Origin of the sequence: Microcoleus vaginatus PCC 9802 (genome assembly GCA_022701275.1) — a bacterium.
Taxonomy (GTDB): Bacteria; Cyanobacteriota; Cyanobacteriia; order Cyanobacteriales; family Microcoleaceae; genus Microcoleus; species Microcoleus vaginatus_A.
Window position 1 is genome coordinate 3370956 of the sequence record CP031740.1, and the last position, 20609, is coordinate 3391564.

The following is a 20609-nucleotide window of genomic DNA, read 5'->3' on the forward strand; positions in this document are numbered from 1 at the left end:
TGATTCTCAATCATCTCGTTGGGAATTAAAGAACTCAAAGTCACGCACCTTACTCAATTAGTCCTGGACGCAGAAACCTGTTTTGTTTAGGAAGATACTGCATGGTTAACCTTTAATAAAAGTGACCAATCTAGTTGATAAAGGTATTTAGGCGTCCCGGACTATGAATTAAATTAAATCCGGTACTTGAGGTTTGATTCGGCGCTCGTACCAGTTCATTAACGGGGTGGAAGTAATGCCGTGCAAAATCACAGAAATTACGATAGTTGTAAAGGTAATCCAGGCGATTTTTTCGGCTGTTTCACCTTCCAAACCCTTACCGAAAGCATAGGTAAGGTAATAGATAGAACCGACACCACGAATGCCGAACCAACCGTAAAGCCAGCGGTTGGCGGGATGTAAAGGACTCCCGATCGTACTAATCCAAGCTCCCACAGGCCGGATTAAAAAAAGCAACAATCCAGCTACTAAGAGGGAGTATCCTCCATATGCCAACATAGGCTCTAGGCGCAAAAGCGAACCTAATAGTAAAATAGTTGCTATTTCCATTAACTTTTCAATGCGCTCGGTAAAGTGCAGTTGGGAAAGCGGTTTTTCTGGGTTGCGGTAACTCGCCTGCACCACAATTCCTGCTACAAAAACTGCGAGAAATCCGTAGCCGTTGACTACTTCTGTGAGGGAATATGTGAGCAGAATTGTGCTGAGAGCAATGAAATCTTCCATTAATTGATCGGCCGGTCGATAGTGTTGGAGTTGGCGATCGATCCAGGTGACGGCTTTAGCTACTAAAATTCCCATAACGATACCTGCGGCGATCGCCCAAATCAAGTCAACTGCTACCCACTGCGAAAACCACTTCGACCAGTTGTTATCTTTTAGCGAATAAATTCCGAAATAAACAAAGGGAAAAGCTAAAGCATCGTTCAAACCGCCTTCCGATGTTAAACCAAAGCGCAATTCATCGCGATCGTCTAGATGAGCTAACTGAACTTCTGAGGCTAAAACTGGATCGGTGGGAGCGAGAATTGCTCCCAGTAAAATCGCCGGACCCCAATCTAATTTTACAAACCAATGACCGATAGCGGCCACTGCAAAAATAGAAATGGGCATCAAAAAACCGATCAGCCGCGCTGTGGAATTCCAAGCCCAAAATTGCAGCGGGCGATTCATTTTTAAGCCGCAACTGAACAGAGAAACAATAACTACAAACTCTGTAAGTCTTTCTAAAAATTGAGCTTCGGGACGCAAGTCAATCAGCTTCACGCCGTAGGGCCCCAATCCGATACCGACAATTAGATAAATTAAGGCATAAGATACAGGCAATCGCGAAATCCATCCGGAACCCAAGGTAACGGTAAGCAGGAGGATGCCAATAACTAGCAAGTTGAGAATGTAATCATCCACCATAGCGATCGCACTTTTAATCAGGTCTAGCAAGTGCCATTTTGACAGGTAAATGCTTCGAGCGCATCTACCGCCCGCTAGATTCAGCTATCCTCCGAAAGTTGGAGTTGTTATACCAAATTGTTTATGCTTCTAGCCTGCTCCGGCGGGCTTTGCCTTTGTGCCCTATAAATTCCGTGACTTACAATCGCCCGGAATTGTTTATTTCATTCATGTGGCTAATAACTAATAATTAATGACTAATGGCTGATGACTAATGACTCAGGAGTAATGACTAATTAGAAAGACCACTTTTTTCGGTAGCGATGATGTGCAAATCTACGTGTTTGAGCGATCGCACTAACTGTTGAGTCAAAGAACCCCGCAGCAGCAAATTCCAGCGGGATTGCTGGCTTTCGCCGATCACAATTTGAGTAATGCGATACTGTTTAGCTACCTCCGAAATCGCTTTGGCTATATTAGTGCCGTTTACCCGCAAAAATTGCCCGTTAAATTCTTGACAGAGTTTCTCACAAGTTTCAACGTGCAAGCTTTCTGCTTTTGTTAAAAATCGGTCTGGATCGTTGACAAACACAGCATAAAATTGGGCATTCATGTAGCTAGCAATCCTCGCGCCCCGCCGCAGCAGTTGCAAGGAATTCGGATAAGTCGAGGCGCATACTAATACTCGTTCGTGAATGTTGCAAGATTGACCTTTTAAAGTTGCTGCGTCGTCTTCAACATTGTCTGCTACTTCTCGCAGGGCGAGTTCTCGCAAAGCAATTAAATGACGGCGCTGGAAAAAGTTTTCTAAAGATTGTTCAATTTTTTCGGGAGCATAAATTTTGCCTTCTAGCAACCTGTCTTCTAAAGTTTCCGGCGTGACATCGACAACGACTATTTCGTCAGCAGCTTCGAGGACGCGATCGGGCACTCGCTCTCGCACTACAACTCCGGTAATTCGAGCTACTAAATCGTTGAGACTTTCTATGTGTTGAATGTTGAGGGTGGAGAAAACATCAATCCCAGCTTTGAGAATTTCTTCGACATCTTGATATCGTTTTTCTCGTAGACAACCCGGAATGTTTGTATGAGCCAGTTCGTCTATTAAGGCTAATTGAGGACGGCGTTCTATGACAGCATCCGTATCCATTTCGTTGAGAATTTTTTCGCCGCGCAGCATTTGTTTTTTGGGCACTATTTCTAGTCCCTCGCCTTTAGCTGCTGTCTCTTTCCGCCCGTGAGTTTCTAACAGTCCAATTACCACATCAATGCCTTCAGATTTGAGCCTGTGTCCTTCTTCCAGCATTCGGAAAGTTTTGCCGACACCGGGGGCCATGCCGATAAATATTTTGTGCTTTCCCCGGCGGGGGGTGCGATCGTAAGTGCGGTTCGGTTGGGTGTAAACCGCGTCTGGATTGTTGGTAAGTTCGCTAGAGTGAATCATCGGCCAAGGAGTGGGTAGTTAGTCAATTTCGAGTCATCAGTCAGTTGATGACCGATGACTGTGAACTGTTGTAAACTATTGTAAACGGTCGAGAGCCAAATTTAGTTGGAGGACGTTAACTCCCGGTTCGCCGAAAATGCCGAGAAATCTGCCATCTGTATTTTTGGCTACCAACATTTCTACTTGATTGAGATTGAGCGATCGCACCGTTGCTATCCGCTGAATTTGCGCTCGGGCTGCCTCTACGCTAATGTGCGGATCGAGGCTAGAACCAGAGGTGTAGACTAAATCAGCAGTCGGTTTGATACCAGCTTTGTTAAGGCGATCTAATTCTACTTGCACCCCCTGAAAACCATCTTTCTCATTGCCTCGCTTCAGCAACTCCGAGTTACTGGGGGCAATGTTGCTAGCTCCCGAAATACCTGTTTTTTGAATTAAATTTTCTGCGTTTGTGGGATCGTAATTTTCGGTCGCAAAGCTGCTGTAATTTGTCGTGCTGGGGCGGCTCCAAAAATATCTTTCGGAGGAGAAAGGTTGGCCAATTAATGACGAACCCACTATAACTCCTTGCTTGCTAATTAAGCTGCCGTTTGCCTGGGAGTTGAAGGCAATTTGACCGATTACTAGCAAGATTAAAGGGTAAATAATGGCTGTGATTCCCCATAAAACCAGGGTAACGCGAATGGCTCTAATTATTTCTCTCATAAATTACCTGGCTCGGTTATTTGCTAAGGGTTAATTATTGACTAAAATCTTTCCGGCTGAAAGATGACTACAAACAGGTAAATAGAAAGGGCGATAATCACCAAACCCAGGAGACTTAAACCCCAGACAGCTTTTCGGGTCAAATCTTCACCCGCAGCCGCGTAAACAGCGGGGGCAATTATCGCATTGAAACACATTACCAGAAATAGCTGCACCGGGATTGGGTGGCGCTGCCCAAGCATTTGCGCTAACTCAATAATTTCTTGGAAATCTCTGGGAAAAATATCATTCAGCAAATCATTCCGTTTCATGAATTCTCCTTATTTTGGGAATAAATATCTGTCTTTCTATTGGATGATTTTTTTGGGAAAATCGAGGCAGATCCTCTAGATATGCGTTCCCAGGTAGAGCCGGGTAACGAGAATCATCCGTTACATCCGTCGAGGGAATCCGTTGCCGAACTTCTCTTATGCTAGCCCAACGGCGGTAATCAAAACATCAATAACTTTGATGGCAATAAACGGCGCGACTGCTCCGCCCAATCCGTAGATTAAAATATTCCGCTGCAACAGTTGGTTGGCGCTCAATGGTCGAAATTTTACGCCAGTTAATGCTAGGGGAATCAAAGCGGGAATAATCAAAGCATTGTAAATTAAGGCAGACAAAACTGCCGATTGACCGCTGGCTAAACCCATGACGTTTAAAGCCCCAACCGGGGCAAATATGGCGGGAATAATTGCAAAATATTTAGCGATATCGTTGGCTAGCGAAAATGTGGTCAGCGCCCCACGAGTAATCAGCAATTGTTTGCCAATTGTAACTAAATCAATTAGTTTGGTGGGGTCAGAATCTAAGTCCACCATGTTTGCGGCTTCTTTCGCGGCTTGCGTTCCAGAATTCATCGCGAGTCCTACGTTTGCTTGCGCTAGTGCGGGTGCGTCGTTGGTTCCGTCTCCCGTCATTGCTACTAATTTGCCTTCTGCTTGTTGCTTGCGAATTACTTCGATTTTGTCCTCGGGAGTTGCTTCGGCAATGAAGTCGTCAACGCCTGCTTCGTCGGCAATTACTGATGCTGTAATTCGGTTATCTCCGGTGAGCATTATTGTGCGGATGCCCATTTTTCGCAGTTGGTCAAACCGATCGCGAATTCCCGGTTTGATGACATCTTTCAAATAGATAATGCCGTAGGTGTCGCTGCCTTGACAAACGCCTAGAGGTGTGCCTCCCAGCCGGGAAACTCGCTCATAAGCTTCATCGAGATCGGGGCCGATATTACCGCCGCGCGATCGCACAAAACCCTTCACCGCGTCCACCGCACCCTTGCGAACCTCCGTACCGTCGGGCAAATCCGTGCCAGACATCCGCGTTTTTGCGGAAAAATCAAGCCCCGTGGCGTTGGTGCGATCGAAATCCACCTGTGCGCCCAAATTCTGAGCCAAACGGACGATCGACTTTCCCTCTGGAGTATCGTCAAACAGGCTAGCAGCAAGGGCTACACTCGCAACCTCCTCCAGCGAGTGACCGTTTACCGGAATGAACTCCTCGGCTAAACGGTTCCCCAGCGTGATCGTCCCCGTTTTGTCCAAAATCAGCGTATTCACGTCGCCGCAAGCCTCCACGGCGCGTCCAGAGGTCGCTATCACGTTAAACTGAGCGACGCGATCCATGCCCGCAATGCCGATCGCACTCAGCAAACCGCCGATCGTCGTCGGGATCAGCGCTACCAGCAGCGAAATCAGCGTCACCACGCCCACGGGAGTTTTCACGTAATTGCCGATCGGCGGAATCGTCGATACCACTATCAAAAACACCAGAGTCAGCACCGCCAGCAGCACCGTTAGCGCGATCTCGTTGGGCGTTTTCGACCTTTCGGCCCCCTCCACCAGCGCGATCATCCTGTCCAAAAACCCTTTACCCGGGTCGGCCATTACCCGCAGCGTCAGTTCATCAGAGAGGATGCGCGTACCGCCGGTGACGGAACTGGCAATGTCCGAACCCGGTTCCTTGAGCACCGGCGCGGATTCGCCAGTGATTGCAGATTCGTCCACCGACGCGACACCCGCAATCACTTCGCCGTCGGAAGGAATGACATCGCCTGCGATCACTTTAATTTGGTCGCCGCGTCTCAGGGATGTCGAACTAACTTCTTGAATTGAACCGTCTGGTAAGAGTTTGCGGGCTGTTGTGTCGGCTTTGGTCGATCGCAGCGCATCTGCTTGCGCTTTTCCGCGCCCTTCTGCTACCGCTTCGGCAAAATTAGCAAATACCAAAGTGAAGAACAAAATAAACGTGACTAAACCGTTGAAAACTCTCTGATTTTCGCCGGCAACCGGGCCGAACAGGGTCGGGTCGATCGTTAAAAGTGCAGTCACAATTGTGCCTATCCACACCACGAACATCACCGGATTTTTTAGCATCACCCGCGGGTTTAGCTTGACAAAAGCTTCTTTAAAAGCTCTTTGATAAAGGCCTTTTGTATTTGCTTTCGGCGTGTGCTTGCGAGACTCGCGAGAGCCTCTAGCAGGTTTTTTTGGGGAATCAGGAGTATTGGAAGAAGCCATATCGATTGGGAATTTTTAATGAACCACAGAGAACACAGAGAACACAGAGAAAGAGAAGAGTTAGGTTGATAACTTTTTGCTACAGAGGTGGAGGAGTTGGTGTTGCTAAAGGTGTTGTGGGTGTAGTTATCGATGCAGGTTCAAACTTGCCGCTGCTAATTTCATATCCTTCGGCAATTGGCCCTAAAGCTAGGACTGGGAAAAATGTTAGCGCGCCCAGAATTATGATTACTCCTGCAGTTACACTGGTGAACAAAACTGAATCGGTTCTGAGAGTGCCCGTTGTTTCGGGAACCAGTTGTTTGTTCGTCATGCTGTCAGCTAAAAGTAATAGGGCAATAATTGGAACGTAGCGCCCCAACAGCAAGCTAAAACAGGTGCTTAAATTCCACCAAAGTCCTGTCGGTGCGGGTTGAGAGTCAGCCAATCCTTCTAAGCCAGAACCGTTGTTAGACGCTGCCGAAGCGTATTCGTACATCACCTGGGAAATGCCGTGAAATCCCGGGTTGCTGATGCCGCTCAAACTGTCGGTAAAGGCGAGGGTAATTGCACCGGGGATTAAAACTGCGATCGGGTGAATTAATAAAACAACGCTGGCTAACACAATTTCCCGTTTTTCTATTTTGCGTCCCAAAAATTCCGGCGTTCTCCCCACCATCAATCCGGTGAGAAATACGCTCAAAATTGAGTAAATAAATAAGTAAGCCGTTCCCGTTCCTTGTCCGCCCCAAACGATTTGCAGAAACAAATTAAACAGAGTAGCAAAACCAGCGGGAGGCATTAAAGAATCGTGCATCCCGTTGACAGCGCCGCACATTGTCCCAGTCGTAGTAACAGCCCACAGTGCAGTCTCGGCCCAGCCAAATCTAACTTCTTTGCCTTCTAAATTTGGTTGTTGCGCGCCCAGTAAATTATTAATTTGAGGGTTGCCGCCGTACTCGCCAAACGCTGCAATGCCAATCAAGACAACGTAGATGGCAAACACCATCCAAAAAATCAGCCATCCCTGCTTTTTGTTGTTGGCAAATCTGCCGTAGGTGTGAATCATAGCTGCTGGTATAGAAACCATGGCTAGTGTTTCCAGCAGGTTGGTAAAAGGGTTGGGATTTTCAAAGGGGTGAGCCGAGTTCATGGCAAAAAATCCGCCGCCATTTTCTCCCAGTTGTTTGATACTTTCCAAGTGAGCAACTGGGCCGCGAGCAATTACTTGGGTGCCGCCTTCTAAGGTACGGGCAACTGCCGGCCCTGCTAGGGTTTCCGGCACTCCTGAAATTAGCAACAGTAAGGCAATTATTAAAGAAAGAGGTAGCAGAATCCTGGTGATTGATTGAATTAAATCGATGTAAAAGTTGCCCAGCGGGCGACCAGTCAATCCCCGAATAAAGGCAATCCCTACCGCTAAACCAGTAGCGGCTGAGGTAAACATTAAAAAACCCAGAGTTAACTGGGATAAGTAACTGAAGGTTGTCTCGCCGGAGTAATGCTGTTGGTCGGTATTTGTGAGGAATGAAATAGTTGTGTGCAGCGCAGTATCCCAGGTTGGGGTACTGAGGCTGGTGGGATTTAAAGGCAGCACTCCCTGAAGCATGAAAATAAAAAAAACAAATATGCCCATTGCTGCATTGCTGTAGAGTAAAGAGCGGGCATATTGCCAACCAGTCATGGAATCTACAGACCGGATGTTGCTGGCTTTATAGATGAGTTGTTCTAGGGGTTTAATAGCGGGATCGAGAATGGTTTTTTCTCCCATGTACACCCGCGCCATGTAGTTGCCGAAGACAGGCGCGATTGCTATTAAAATGATTAGGGTTAATGCGATTTGAAGTAATCCTTGCTGCATAAATGAGTTAATTTTTATCCTTGGGTAAATACGTTTTCGCGATCGCGAAATGGGTTAGGTGGGAGATTCCAAAAACCGGGCGAGCTTTTTTTGAAGGTCACTTTCAGTTTGGGGGCGATCGCCGAATTCAATGCTGCTAAGATGCAATCTCCCCAGCCAGAGGGATTAACACCATCAGCGGGTTTTCGCTGGCGAGAATTCCTTGTTTTTATTTTGCTAATCCCGTGCTTTGACAGCGATGGAGCAATTGTATAGCATTTAAGAGCGCGCCACCATAACTATTGTTAATTTGGATGAAACTGAAATCGCTTTGATTAGACAAAGTTGATATGTCACTTCTGTTAGCCCAAAAATGCTATCTACTTTTAGTGATTACTATACTCACTGTTAGAAAATTGGATAATCAGCTTTCCGGTATAAATTGCTGTTGCCACATTAGGCTTATTCGCTCTATATTTGGCAGCATAGATGAATATTTAGCTCGGGTTAAGTGTCTATACTTCTAGATATAGATGTTCGCTAAACGCCGTGCTTTTGCGCGAGAATAGGTGAAAAAAAATCATAAAAAATAACTATGCTAAGGTAGAAAGGAGTAGGTAGTAGGGAGAAGAAAAAAACTGTGAATACAAAATATAAAATGGATTGATTGATGATGTTTAAAAGTTTATGGGCTATCCCAAAAAAACTCGCTATTCAAGAGAAGTATTTGCGGGGGAGGTGGTCGATCGCAATTTTATTTGCGATTGTGGTAGTGCTGGAATTTACTACGCCGTCGGAGTATCTGTTTGGGTATTTGTACACGGGGCCGATTTTACTGGCAAATTCGCGCCTGAGTCGGTTGGGTAAGTTGCAAATTACGCTGGTATCGGCAGCTTTGACGCTGTTAAATTTGTTTGTTCCTCCTGGAGAAGCGATCGCCCTAGCAACTGTAGCAAATAGATCGATCGCAGTCATGGCTTTAGGGGTGACGGGATATTTGAGCGATCGCAACCACCAGTACCAAGAAGCGATCGCGATCGCTAAAGCTGAGTTACAGTCGCAGCAGCAGCTAGCAAGCATCCGAGAAGATTTTGTCTCTACTTTGAGTCACGACTTAAAAACGCCAATGCTGGGGGCGATCGAAACAATTAAAGCTTTTCAGTCAGCAAAATTTGGGAATGTCACCGCCAGTCAGCAAAAAGTTCTCGAAACAATGGCGCGATCGCACAAAATGTCACTACAATTAGTAGAAACGCTGCTGGATGTTTACCGCAATGATGCCGAAGGTTTAAAACTGCAACTTGCGCCCGTAAATTTAGTAGCTGTGGCAGAAGAAGTAATCGCAACTCTCACCCATTTATCTGCGGCGCGCCGGGTTTACATTAGTATGAGTTACGGAGAGTCACATTTCCGTCGCTCTTTGTGGGTAAATGGCGATGCGGTGCAACTCCAGCGCGTTTTTGTGAATTTGCTAACAAACGGCATCAACCATTCTCCTCGCGGTGGCAAAGTAGAAATAATCATGGAATCTTATTTGAATTATCAGGTGGTGAAAGTTATCGATAGCGGGTTGGGAATTACCGCCGATGAACTGCCCCACTTGTTCGAGCGTTTTTATCAAGGACACAGCGATCGGCAAGCCAAAGGATCGGGATTGGGGTTATACTTATCTCGCCAAATTATTGACGCCCACGGCGGTATAATTTGGGCAGAAAATAAATTGCCTCTAGGCGCTTTGTTTGGATTCCGACTCCCTGCTATCCCAGAGAAATGAAACCAGTTTATCCCTTGCGAATTCTCTTAGTTGAAGACGACGAACTGTTTCGGTTGGGACTGCAAACCCGGTTGCAGCAAGAAAGTTGCTTACAAGTAATTGCCGAGGCAGAAGATGGCGAAACGGCAGTAGAATTGACTCAGGAACACTTGCCCGATGTGGTCGTTCTCGATGTCGGTTTGCCTGGAATTGGTGGCATTGAAGCTTGCCGCCAAATTAAACAGCGACATCCAGCAATTCCCGTTTTAATTTTAACATCTCATTCGCAAAAAACATTAATTGAAAGATTGATGGCAGCGGGTGCTCAGGGATATTGCCTAAAAGGAATTGCGGCGGAAAGTTTGGTTTTGGCAATTCGATCGGTAGCGGCGGGTGCTTCGTGGTGGGATAAGGCGGCAACTGCGGAAATTCGGGCGGTTTTTGCTCAGCCTGAACCTATTAAAAATGGGTTGAGCTCGGGACTTTTAGAAAATCTACTGACGAAGCGAGAACAGGAAATATTAGCTTTAGTTGCGGGGGGAAAAAGCAATCAGGAAATAGCTCAAATATTGTACATTGCTCCGGGGACTGTGCGGGTTCACGTGCACGCGATTTTGCAAAAGTTAGAAGTGCGCGATCGCACTCAAGCTGCTGTACTCGCAATTCAGAAAGGATTGGTAGCAGAAGAACTGTTAGGCAGTCAATCTTGAATGCGGCAGTTTATAATGATTCAAAATTTCGCTCTCTACCTAAAAAGTATGAGTCTTATCAATTTGGTAATTCCCGAAAAAAGATTACTTGAAATAAAAATAATGAAGTATTATAATTTTGGTATACCTAATTTTTTCTTCACTTATGCCATCATCAGATGTATTTCTTTCATCCTATGTAGAACGTAAGCTGTTGCACATTTAAACTGTGATACAAGCATTACCCTTGTTTGTGATTTTTCGCGCCCATTTAATTATTAATTGTTATTCCTTTAAGAGGCGAGGCCATAAATACTCTAGCTCTTCAATTGATTAAACGGGACTTCCCCTATACAAATGTACTAACAGTGATCAAACTCTTACTCAACAAAGAATGCAACTATTGAGCTGAAAATTTGTACCCATTAATAAGTAATAGCTGACGCAGGCGATCACGCTCAATTGTTGTAGATTCAATATAATTGCCGATCACAAACAGATATGAATCATCTACATGGGTACACAATTATTTACTAAACACCTGAAACCTTTGTGCTGAGAGGCTTTTGAGCCTAGATAAGTATATTTGCAGGGGGAAGTTCCGCCTAAAATTTAAGCCCTAGTTGTGACAGTTTGCCTTAGTCCTATAATTGCTAAGAACCCTCAATATCGTTTCCAAACCCCGGTTTATTCGTGGGCGAGTGGGAAGGAATTTAGATATTTTTAAGGAGAGGAAACTGGTGCCAGAAAATTGCTGCTGCCTTTATAACCGGATAAAATAGCCAGTTTTTCCAAAGATTGCCTGCCCGTGTAATATTTACCCCGAATTTCCCAAGTGGGATAAGCTTTAATATTAGCAGCTTTGCACAAATCGGGTTGAGCATCTTTGCCTCTAGGATCGCACTCAATGTAAGTAATGGCGGTAAATGCTTCTTGGCCGAAAAGTTCTTGTTGGGTGTGACAGTGAGGACACCAGTAAGCACCGTACATTCTAGCTTTGATTGTCTGCAAGTGGGTTGCTAAAGCGATTTGATCGGGTACGGATTCGCTGCGAATAGGTGGCGCTTCTTGTTCGGTAACAGGCTGTGTGAAAGGGGGAGGAGGAGGGAGGGTTTGTGCTAATTTTTGAGTGGATTTGTTGCTGAAACTGAACTGTGCAATTCTTCCGTCTGCTTTCGTACTGACGAAAATCCCCAAAGTCAGGAAAAGGCCGATCGCACAAAAGTTGAATTTGCTTACTCTCATCTTGGGTTTCATCTTGGATTTGCTAGGATTTTGCGAGCTTGATTCATAGCCTCTACAGCATTGTTTACCACAAAGATGTTAAATTGTGCTACACCTTTAAAAAAAAGTTGACTTTCAGCGCTGTCATTTAACAAGATAACTTGTTTGTTAGCTTTCAGAGCGAGTGCTATTTCCGAAGCAGTTCCCGTGCCCATACCGCAGGCAATTATTACGTGTGAAGAAAGAATGTTAATATTATTTCGGGCGTTTCCCATATCGGTGACAATGGCAATATCTACAGCTTCAGAGATGTCGCGAGTGTCATTCCCCGGAAGGATGCCGACTGTTAAACCGTTAGCTGATTTTGCTCCTTTGTTGGCCGCATCCATGACGCCGACATTTCTGCCGCCAGTTAACAATATCCATCCTAGTCCGGCGATGAGTTGTCCGAGTTGATAGGCGTTTTCTAAGTCGGTTGATGTGGCACTCTCGCCCGGGCCCATAATGCCAATGATGATTCTTTTCATATCATAGTTTAGGGTTGAATATATCGCCTTCTTGAAAGATCGAGAACCCTTCTGAACCTGGGTGAGAAAGGACTCTCGATCTTTCTTACCCAGATGCCGCAGCCTCACATGTCACAATCGGTTTTTATTTATTTTTATCGAGCAATATTTAGTATAATTGACGAGAATTTTGTATGACCAAAAAATATATCACTTTTTAGAAGCCTGCCCCTCATTAATTTATGTAAAAATTTTAATTGAATTGAATTGACAACTAAGTATATTTATGTATAATGCTCCAGAAAAAGGGGGAATAAGCGATCGCACATCCCCCTTTTTCACGATCGTGCAGCGGTTGGAGACTCCGATACAAAGCAGAGAGACACAGGCTTTCAGGCTTAAATCTATGTGAAGCTCTTCTTTCAAAATTCAATCATTGGAGTTTCATACCCGTTTCCTCCGGGAAAAGCCCTACCAAAAACTAAAAAATCTCCCCAACAATCATCCCGGCTAACAATACAAACCCCACCCAAACATTTTGGCGAAATATTTGACCGTAAACAAGCTTCGGAATATCGGCGCTCCGCAGTTGACTATATTGCCAAAACCACAAAATCACCGCCGCACTAATTGCTATCCAAAAACCAATGTGCAAGTGCAGATTAATCCCCATTGCTGCTAACAAACCGACAGTCCCAACAAAGAATAAACCCACAGCATTAGCGGCATTATCCCCGAAAAATATCGCGCTGGAATTCACCCCCAGACGCAAATCGTCTTCCCGATCGCTCATCGCATAAACTGTATCAAATCCCATCGTCCAAAACACGACTGCACCCCACAGCAGCCAAGTCGCTAATTCTAATTGGTTAACGGCCGCACTCCAACTAATTAAAACTGCAAAACCCCAGGCAATTGATAGCACTAATTGCGGCACTGGAAAGAATCTTTTTGCCAGCGGATAGCAGATAATTACTGGTACGGCGGCGACAGACAGCCAGAAGCTTAAAGGATTGAGATAAAAAGCGAGAATTGCCGCACAAGCAAAGGAAATTAATGCAACTCCGATTCCAGTTTGCACGGTGAGGGCGCGGGATGCTAGGGGGCGCGATCGCGTTCTTTCTACTTCGGGGGTCGATATCGCGATCCCACAAGTCGTTGATGACGCATCCAGCCGCACTCGTGGCTAAGGTACCCAACACAATCACGCCCACCAATGCTGCGGGCGGCCTCCCATCTGCTGCTAAAAAGACGGCCCAGAGGGCTGGAATCATTAAAATGAGCCTTCCTGCTGGCTTGTCCCATCTCAAAAGCCTTACGACGGTTAGCAATGTGGATTCGGGTTGGCGATCGGGCTCTTTAAGCATTTCAATTCTAGATTTGATATTTTTAACTCTAGATTTTATCAAATTTTAGGCACAATCACCTACGATCTCTGCTGGATATCCCACTTCGGCTGGAATTCAACATAGGGTTAAAGTCTTGCCCAGTCAGCCGTTCCCGATTTTGGCTGATTTAATATCATGCCTCACTGGATTCGTGAAATAATCATAAATATCTGTCAACCCCGATACACTCCAATGGTTAATTCACTTGCTTCTGCGGAGTCAAATCGCATTATTGCTGCTATTGATATGGGTACTAACTCATTTCACATGGTGGTGGCGCGGATCGATCCGAAATTGCCCGCGTTTACGATTATTGCTAGAGAAAAAGATACGGTTCGGTTGGGCGATTGTGAGGTTAAGACAGGGTGCTTGAAGTCCGAGGTTATGGAAAGGGCGATCGCCACTCTGCGCCGTTTTCAAGATATTGCTAAAACTTTCAATGCTGAACAAATTATCGCTGTTGCGACGAGTGCGGTTCGGGAAGCTCCTAACGGGCGGGATTTTCTCAAACAAGTTGCTGAAGAATTAGACCTGAATGTTAGTTTAATTTCCGGTCAGGAAGAAGCGCGGAGAATTTATCTCGGCGTTCTTTCGGGTATGGAGTTTAACAATCAGTCGCAGGTAATTATTGATATTGGGGGCGGTTCTACGGAGTTGATTTTAGGAGACAGTTCTGAGCCTCGGTGTCTCACCAGTACAAAAATTGGTGCTGTCCGCTTAACAGGACAATTTGTCAAAACTGACCCGATTAGTAGGGAGGAGTTTGCTTATTTGCAAGCTTATATTCGGATTTCGCTGGAAAGACCGATCGACGAATTGCGCTCTCAATTCAATGCTGGCGAACCTTTGCGCTTGATTGGCACTGCTGGAACCATCGAAACTCTGGCTGCAATTAACGCTCGCGAAAAGTTGGGAACAGTGCCGAATCCCCTAGCCGGATATCAGTTAACTTTAAAAGATTTGCGCGATTTAGTCAATCGCTTTCGCAAACTTTCTTACTCGGAAAGGCTGGCAATTCCGGGAATGTCGGACAAGCGGGCGGAAATTATTCTGGCAGGATCTTTGATTTTGCAGGAAGCTATGACACTATTAGGAATTGAATCGCTGACTGTTTGCGATCGCTCTCTGAGAGAAGGCGTAATTGTTGACTGGATGCTGGCGCACGGTTTAATTGAAAACCGCTTGCGCTATCAAGGTTCAATCCGCCAGCGCAGCATTCTGCACATGGCTGACAAATATCAAGTCAATTTAGAACAAAGCGAAAGAACCGCAGCATTTGCGCTCAATTTATTCGACCAAACTCAAGGAATCCTGCACTATTGGGGAACCGAAGAACGGGAGTTGCTGTGGGCAGCCGCGATTCTGCATAACAGCGGTTTGTACGTCAGTCATTCGGCGCACCACAAGCATTCTTACTATTTAATTCGCAACGGTGAGTTATTAGGATACACTGAAACTGAGATTGAAGTAATTGCGAACTTAGCTCGCTATCACCGGAAAAATCCTCCCAAAAAAAAGCACGAAAATTTTTTAATTCTTCCGAAAAAATACCGGGAGATAGTTAGTAAATTGCATCCTTTTCTGCGGCTGGCTGTGGCTTTGGACAGGCGGCAGATTGGCGCAATTTCTGATTTTAAATGCGAATACCGCCCGGAAGTTCGAGAGTTTCACTTGCGGCTGCAACCGCTCAATCCAGAAGACGATTGCGCTCTGGAACTCTGGAGTTTGGATTATAAAAAGCCGTCTTTTGAAGATGAGTACAATCTCAAATTAGTGGCAACTTTGGAACCGACTCTGGTTCCGGTTTAAATACAAAGCCAAGCGGGGAAACGAGAAGCTGTAGGGTGCGTACTCTGTACCCTACAGTTTCCACTTAACCCCAAGTCTAGTACCAATATTGTGTTTGACTCCACAGTCCTCCCGAGCGCTTTACCCTCCCTTCCGAAGGCAGGATGGATTAATTTTATAGAGGATAAATCCAGCGATTATGACTATTTGCTGACGCTACATGAAAGATTTAAGTAGTCTCTCACATCAAATCCGGTAGCATCGGAATTAATATTACCCACAGCTAGGACACCGCTAGTGCCGGAGTCCCTACAATTAATCGAGGTAGGGACACGGCAGTGCCGTTTCCTCTATCTATTGATATGAATAAAAGATTGTTGGTAACACGCGCTCCTACAAGTATTGCGGTTTGTAGTAAGCACTTTAGCCCTTTATTTACCTAATACCAACTCCGGCTTTGATATGCCGTTCATTCTTTAGTCCCGGAACGAGGTTCGGCGAACCGAATGTTTTTCGCAGACTAAAGTTTGTGTAAACGCGGTTTCAACCGCCGTCTTCTCTACAAACCAGGTCGCCCAATTACTGTAAAATCCTGTTGAGTGATGAGATTAGGTGGTACGCCGTTGATGGTAGCTAAGATTTGATCTGTGTTGGCAATTTTGATAAAAGTTGTAGTGTTTTCTTCAGCTATGCTGAGTCGATCGACCGTTAACCCTCCCGTCAAAATTAATAAATCTTCACCTTGCGTAAAATCAGCGACTACATCGCGGCCTTCTCCCGCAGCCAAGAAAAAGTAATCGCGCCCGCTTCCTCCTTGCAGCGTATCGTTTCCGAAGTCTCCCATCAACCAGTCGTCGCCCATTCCCCCAATCAAAGTATCATCACCCTTACCGCCGTAGAGAGTATCGCTACCGTCACCGCCGCACAATTGATCGGCATCTTGATTACCAAAAATTAAATCATTGCCGCTACCGCCACACAAATAATCTTTTTGACTGCTAGCATCCGTGGCGATATTGTCAATATCTCCGAAAATCGTATCCTCGCCTTCGCCGCCGCAGATGCTGTCATTTCCCAAATCTCCAAACAGCAAATCATTGCCAGAATTGCCGCAAATTATATCCTTATTTTTGCCGCCATGTAAGGTATCATTGTCCTTGCCGCCGCTTAGAGTATCTTCGCTTTCTTGTCCGTACAAAACGTCGTTGCCGTTATTGCCAAAAAGCAAATCTTTTCCTGTCAAGTCACCGTCAGACGCATCAGAAGTGCCGCCAATTAAACTGTCATTACCTTCATCGCCAAGTAGGGTATCGTTGCCTGTGTCGCCCCAAACTACGTCATTATCTTTGCCTGCGATCGCCACATCCTGATCTTTACCCGCATAAATAATGTCATTCCCAGCGTGGCCGACGAGATAGTCGTTATTTTCGTTGCCAAATATAGTGTCGCTGTCTGCATCCGCGCCAACAGTAACTGGGCTCGCAAGGCCACCGTAAATATTGTCGTTGCCGAGAAAGCCATTTAGCCAGTCGCTGCCGTTGAAACCGTTAATGATGTCATTAATATCGCTGCCGGTTAGAGTATCTTTACCGTCAGTACCGTTGAGGACATTTTCAGGGATATTCGGGCCGGGAATGGAAGTGCGATCGGGTAAAGTGATTCGATCACACATACAGTCTTCGGAAGCAGCAGGAATTAGCGCAGGTTCCGGGGTTTCGGTTGATGGAGAGGTGGTTTCGGCGATCGCATTCTGATTGGCGATCGGCGTTTCCCACGGTTTAGCCGTTGGAATTGGAGTTTCTCCAGATGTCGGAGTCGGAGTCGGAATTGGTGTCGGAGTATCCGCAGGCGTCGGAGTCAGTGTCGGAATTGGAGTTTCCGCAGGCGTCGGAGTCGGAATTGGTGTCGGAGTTGGAATTTCAGCAGGCGTCGGAGTCGGATTGGCGATCGGCGTTTCCCACGGTTTAGCCGTTGGAATTGGAGTTTCTCCAGATGTCGGAGTCGGAGTCGGAATTGGTGTCGGAGTATCCGCAGGCGTCGGAGTCAGTGTCGGAATTGGAGTTTCCGCAGGCGTCGGAGTCGGAATTGGTGTCGGAGTTGGAATTTCAGCAGGCGTCGGAGTCGGAGTCGGAATTGGTGTCGGAGTATCCGCAGGCGTTGGAGTCAGTGTCGGAATTGGAGTTTCCCCAGGCGTCGGAGTCGGAATTGGTGTCGGAGTTGGAATTTCAGCAGGCGTCGGAGTCGGAGTCGGAATTGGCGTCGGAGTCGGAATTTCCGCAGGCGTTGGACTCGGAATTGGCGTCGGAGTTGGAATTTCCGCAGGCGTCGGAGTCAGTGTCGGAATTGGAGTTTCCGGAGGTGTCGGAGTTGGCGTCGGAGTTGGAATTTCCGCAGGCGTCGGAGTCAGTGTCGGAATTGGAGTTTCCGCAAGCGTCGGAGTCGGAATTGGCGTCGGTGTCGGAATTGGGGTTTCCGCAGGTGTCGGAGTCGGAATTGGCGTCGGTGTCGGAATTGGAATTTCCGCAAGCGTCGGAGTCGGAATTGGAGTTTCTGCAGGCGTTGGAGTCGGTGTCGGAGTCGGTGTCGGAATTGGAGTTTCCGCAGGCGTTGGAGTCGGTATCGGAGTCGGTGTCGGAATTGGAGTTTCCGCAGGCGTCGGAGTCGGAGTTGGGGTTTCCGCAGGTGTCGGAGTCGGAGTTGTATCTACAATAGTCAAAACAGCACTATAAATCGCTCCTAAATCGGCTCCGTTAGTGGGATTGTTCAGAGTTAAATTAACAGTTTCATCCTCTTCTATTTCTGAATCATCAAGAATTGGAATCGTGAAAGTTTGAGTAGTTTCGCCAATGCCAAAATTTAATGTTCCCGATGTCGGGTTATAGTCACTACCAGCATTAGTAGTGCCATTAGTTGTAGTGTAACTGACAGCAGCAGCCACATTAGTAGCATCAGTGCGAGTAACGGTAATTGTGGCAAATTGACCGTTTTCATTAACGCTATACGTGGCGTTACTGAAGTTAAATGTGCCTGGATTGGTGAGGTTGATAATGAACGCTTGGGTGTCAGAAGTATCGAGCCCTTCGTTATCTATACCGCCATTATCTCTCAGGTTGAGAGTGATATTAGCACTGCCGATCGCCCCCGGCACCGGTGTAAAGGTTAGCGTCCCCAGCGAGTCGATCGCCGGTGGTACACTAAACAAAGCAGCATTATCATTCCCTACCACTTGAAAAGCCACAGTTTGTCCCGATTCGTTTGCCGGGCCTGGAGAAATGGCAGTCGCCCATCCGGGGATGGTTTGTGGCCCCGAATTGCTGCTGAGAGTGCGATCGACTCCTTTGACAAACGAAGGTGCATCGTTGACGGGATTAACTGCGATCGAACTTGTTAAACTATTAGTGCTAAACGGCGTTGTTCCACCAGTAACTGAAGCATTGACGCCCGCAGTACCGTTACCCACTCCGTTACTTCCATCCCACGCCCGAAAAGTAATTGTTGGTTCGCTTCCAGGGGTACTGTAATAGTCTGGGTTGGGTACAAAGCGAACTTTCGCAGGCGTTTGCAGGGAAACCCGCGTCAGGTTGATGTTAGCTTGGGCTGAGGTAGTGCCGTCACCGAGGAATAGAAAATTAGGAGTTTCGTAAGGATCGGTCTGGTCACTATATCCTGAATAATCGCGCAGTGGGCCGGTCAGTATGACATCGCTGCCATTGGAAAGAAAGTAATTGTCACCTTGAACTCTGAGAGTGTAGTTAGTAGCAATATTGGTGTTATAAGCAACATTCTCTGCTGCAACAAATAAGCCCTTGGTTTGTGCGCCTGGGTTGGGAGTAATGCCGTCGCCTTGTGCAAAGATATTGCCAGAAGTTGCAGATAGCTGCTGAAAACCGATTTCAATGGCTTTGCGATCGCTAGTAACGGCAACAATGCTAAAACCAGCTTGATTTTGATTATTACGGGATTCCGAGATAATTTGTAGATTAAAAGACAAGCTAAAGCCTGTAGTGCGATCGAGCGGGGGAAATGACGGATTTAAAGAATTATTTGTATAGCCAGCATAAATGCTATTGGCAGCAGTGCTGTTTAAATTAACTCCATTACCGCTAAATATTTCTGAAGCAGTAGCGGTAGGATCGGTCTGATTTAAGTTCGTCAAAGACAGCCATTTTTGAGAACTAGGAGTGTTACCAAGTAAGCCATTATAAAGAGGAGTCGGACCGAGCACTGTTGCGGAACTTTCCGACACTGCACCAACATTTGTCCAAGTATTGCCGTTAGTTGAAAATTGCCAGTTACCATTAGTATTGTCTGCATCGGTGACTGCGACACCCAAAGGATCGCCATTAGCGTCACCGCCTAACTCGCTAGTGATGTTAAAAATACTAAAGCCTGTGTTAGCTGCGTTGGCTATGTCTTCATTAATTGGGAGCAGAGTATTAAAATTAGAATTTGCCAAAGTTGGAGCGCTGTTAACCTGCGGGTTGCGGAGGCTGTTAATATAAATAGTGTTAATTCCGCCGTTGGGCAAACCCAAGGAACCAGGATTATCTACAGCATAATTAGCAGTTTTGTTCACGCCGCCAAGAGCGCTGGAAAACTCGACAATACCCCCGTTGCTTGGTGCTATAATTTGCACCTTAGCTGCACTGCCGAATGCTCCGTGGGTTCCCGATGTCCTCCAGGCGATCGAATCTACTGTATCGGTAGTTGTAGTGCTAGCATTATCAACATAAACAACATCTGAAGCCGCGAAATCCCCATGAAAATTTCCGACTGGGAGCAGCTTTGTCAAAAATCCACCTTGGGGACTCAATCTAATGTTCCAATCGTTATTTGTTCCCGACGGTATGGGGTTGTAGGCAATCTCTTGATTAACAGGCGAACCGCCGATCGTAAGTATTGTTCCTGCTTTAAACACAGGAGCAATACTTGCCATATTAGTAAATCGATAAGCTGAATATTTAGCTGCTGTTGGCTCAGTTGAGTCGCCTACAAAATAGCTCTGAAGCTGAGTTGCACTTACATCTTCTGTGAGCAGTAACTCTACATACTCGTTGCCTGTAATGTTTCCCGTAGCGCGCCGGAATTCGTTAATAATTATCTGTCCCATCTAGATGCACCGAAATTTGAGATGATTATGTATTAGCTATCAACTAATGTCAATTTTTTTAATGTAAAAAAATTGTTACTTACGTAAATACACTGTCAGTAGTTTGTCCGTACAGTGGCTTGTTTAAGTCATTTTTATTACTAAAATAATATCTGGAGTTCTGAGTAGTGTCAAGCAAAAGCTTGGATTATTGTCGATCGCACTCCTAGACACAAAAAGTGATTTGATATCAATTC

The 20609-nt window shown here is 46.1% G+C and carries 13 protein-coding genes and 2 pseudogenes; 4 read left to right on the forward strand and 11 right to left on the reverse strand.

Annotated features, from left to right (window positions below; genetic code table 11):
* Window positions 1-168: 168 nt before the first annotated feature.
* The 6 genes from D0A34_13710 to kdpA all read right to left on the reverse strand — a co-directional run bounded on the left by D0A34_13710 (window position 169) and on the right by kdpA (window position 7936).
* Window positions 169-1407 carry a sodium:proton antiporter gene (locus tag D0A34_13710; protein ID UNU19788.1) on the reverse strand — a complete coding sequence of 413 codons (1239 nt, stop codon included), beginning with the start codon at window positions 1405-1407 and terminating at the stop codon, window positions 169-171.
* A 271-nt stretch (window positions 1408-1678) separates the two neighbouring features.
* Window positions 1679-2830: a sensor histidine kinase KdpD gene (locus D0A34_13715; protein UNU19789.1), complete on the reverse strand. Its 1152-nt coding sequence runs from the start codon at window positions 2828-2830 to the stop codon at window positions 1679-1681.
* Window positions 2831-2905: 75 nt separating this feature from the next.
* The gene (gene kdpC / locus D0A34_13720; protein UNU19790.1) at window positions 2906-3535 is read right to left on the reverse strand and encodes a K(+)-transporting ATPase subunit C; all 630 of its coding nucleotides are present in this window, start codon (window positions 3533-3535) and stop codon (window positions 2906-2908) included.
* 41 nt (window positions 3536-3576) lie between these two features.
* A complete protein-coding gene (gene kdpF, locus D0A34_13725; protein ID UNU19791.1) occupies window positions 3577-3846 on the reverse strand; it encodes a K(+)-transporting ATPase subunit F in 270 nt (89 codons plus the stop codon).
* A gap of 156 nt (window positions 3847-4002) precedes the next feature.
* A complete protein-coding gene (gene kdpB, locus D0A34_13730) occupies window positions 4003-6096 on the reverse strand; it encodes a K(+)-transporting ATPase subunit B (protein ID UNU19792.1) in 2094 nt (697 codons plus the stop codon).
* 79 nt (window positions 6097-6175) lie between these two features.
* Window positions 6176-7936 (reverse strand): potassium-transporting ATPase subunit A, encoded by a 1761-nt coding sequence (gene kdpA, locus D0A34_13735; protein UNU19793.1) that lies wholly within the window; start codon window positions 7934-7936, stop codon window positions 6176-6178.
* 652 nt (window positions 7937-8588) lie between these two features.
* On the opposite strand from kdpA, the gene D0A34_13740 reads away from it, so the two are divergent.
* Genes D0A34_13740 through D0A34_13750 form a run of 3 tightly spaced genes read left to right on the forward strand, consistent with a single transcriptional unit; the run spans window position 8589 to window position 10567 of the window.
* On the forward strand, window positions 8589-9689 hold the full coding sequence (locus D0A34_13740; GenBank protein UNU19794.1) for a sensor histidine kinase: 1101 nt from the start codon (window positions 8589-8591) through the stop codon (window positions 9687-9689).
* Window positions 9686-10378 carry a DNA-binding response regulator gene (locus D0A34_13745; GenBank protein ID UNU19795.1) on the forward strand — a complete coding sequence of 231 codons (693 nt, stop codon included), beginning with the start codon at window positions 9686-9688 and terminating at the stop codon, window positions 10376-10378. The genes D0A34_13740 and D0A34_13745 overlap by 4 nt, the downstream gene beginning before the upstream one ends.
* Window positions 10379-10567, forward strand: a complete 189-nt coding sequence (locus tag D0A34_13750) for a hypothetical protein (protein UNU19796.1) — start codon at window positions 10379-10381, stop codon at window positions 10565-10567.
* A gap of 12 nt (window positions 10568-10579) precedes the next feature.
* On the opposite strand, the pseudogene D0A34_13755 reads toward D0A34_13750, so the two are convergent.
* From D0A34_13755 to D0A34_13770, 4 genes and pseudogenes are all read right to left on the reverse strand, one after another.
* Window positions 10580-10690 (reverse strand): annotated as a pseudogene (locus D0A34_13755) (IS630 family transposase).
* Between the two features lie 390 nt (window positions 10691-11080).
* Window positions 11081-11602, reverse strand: a complete 522-nt coding sequence (locus D0A34_13760) for a hypothetical protein (GenBank protein ID UNU22289.1) — start codon at window positions 11600-11602, stop codon at window positions 11081-11083.
* Window positions 11603-11610: 8 nt separating this feature from the next.
* Entirely contained in the window at window positions 11611-12108 is a 498-nt protein-coding gene (locus D0A34_13765) for a TIGR00725 family protein (GenBank protein ID UNU19797.1), read from the reverse strand.
* 460 nt (window positions 12109-12568) lie between these two features.
* A pseudogene (locus D0A34_13770) lies at window positions 12569-13454 on the reverse strand (4-hydroxybenzoate octaprenyltransferase).
* A gap of 213 nt (window positions 13455-13667) precedes the next feature.
* Here D0A34_13770 and D0A34_13775 point away from each other — a divergent pair.
* Window positions 13668-15284, forward strand: coding sequence for a Ppx/GppA family phosphatase (locus D0A34_13775; protein UNU19798.1), 1617 nt, complete (start codon window positions 13668-13670; stop codon window positions 15282-15284).
* Between the two features lie 538 nt (window positions 15285-15822).
* On the opposite strand, the gene D0A34_13780 is transcribed toward D0A34_13775, so the two are convergent.
* Window positions 15823-20373 carry a sodium:calcium exchanger gene (locus tag D0A34_13780; GenBank protein UNU19799.1) on the reverse strand — a complete coding sequence of 1517 codons (4551 nt, stop codon included), beginning with the start codon at window positions 20371-20373 and terminating at the stop codon, window positions 15823-15825.
* Between the last annotated feature and the right edge of the window lie 236 nt (window positions 20374-20609).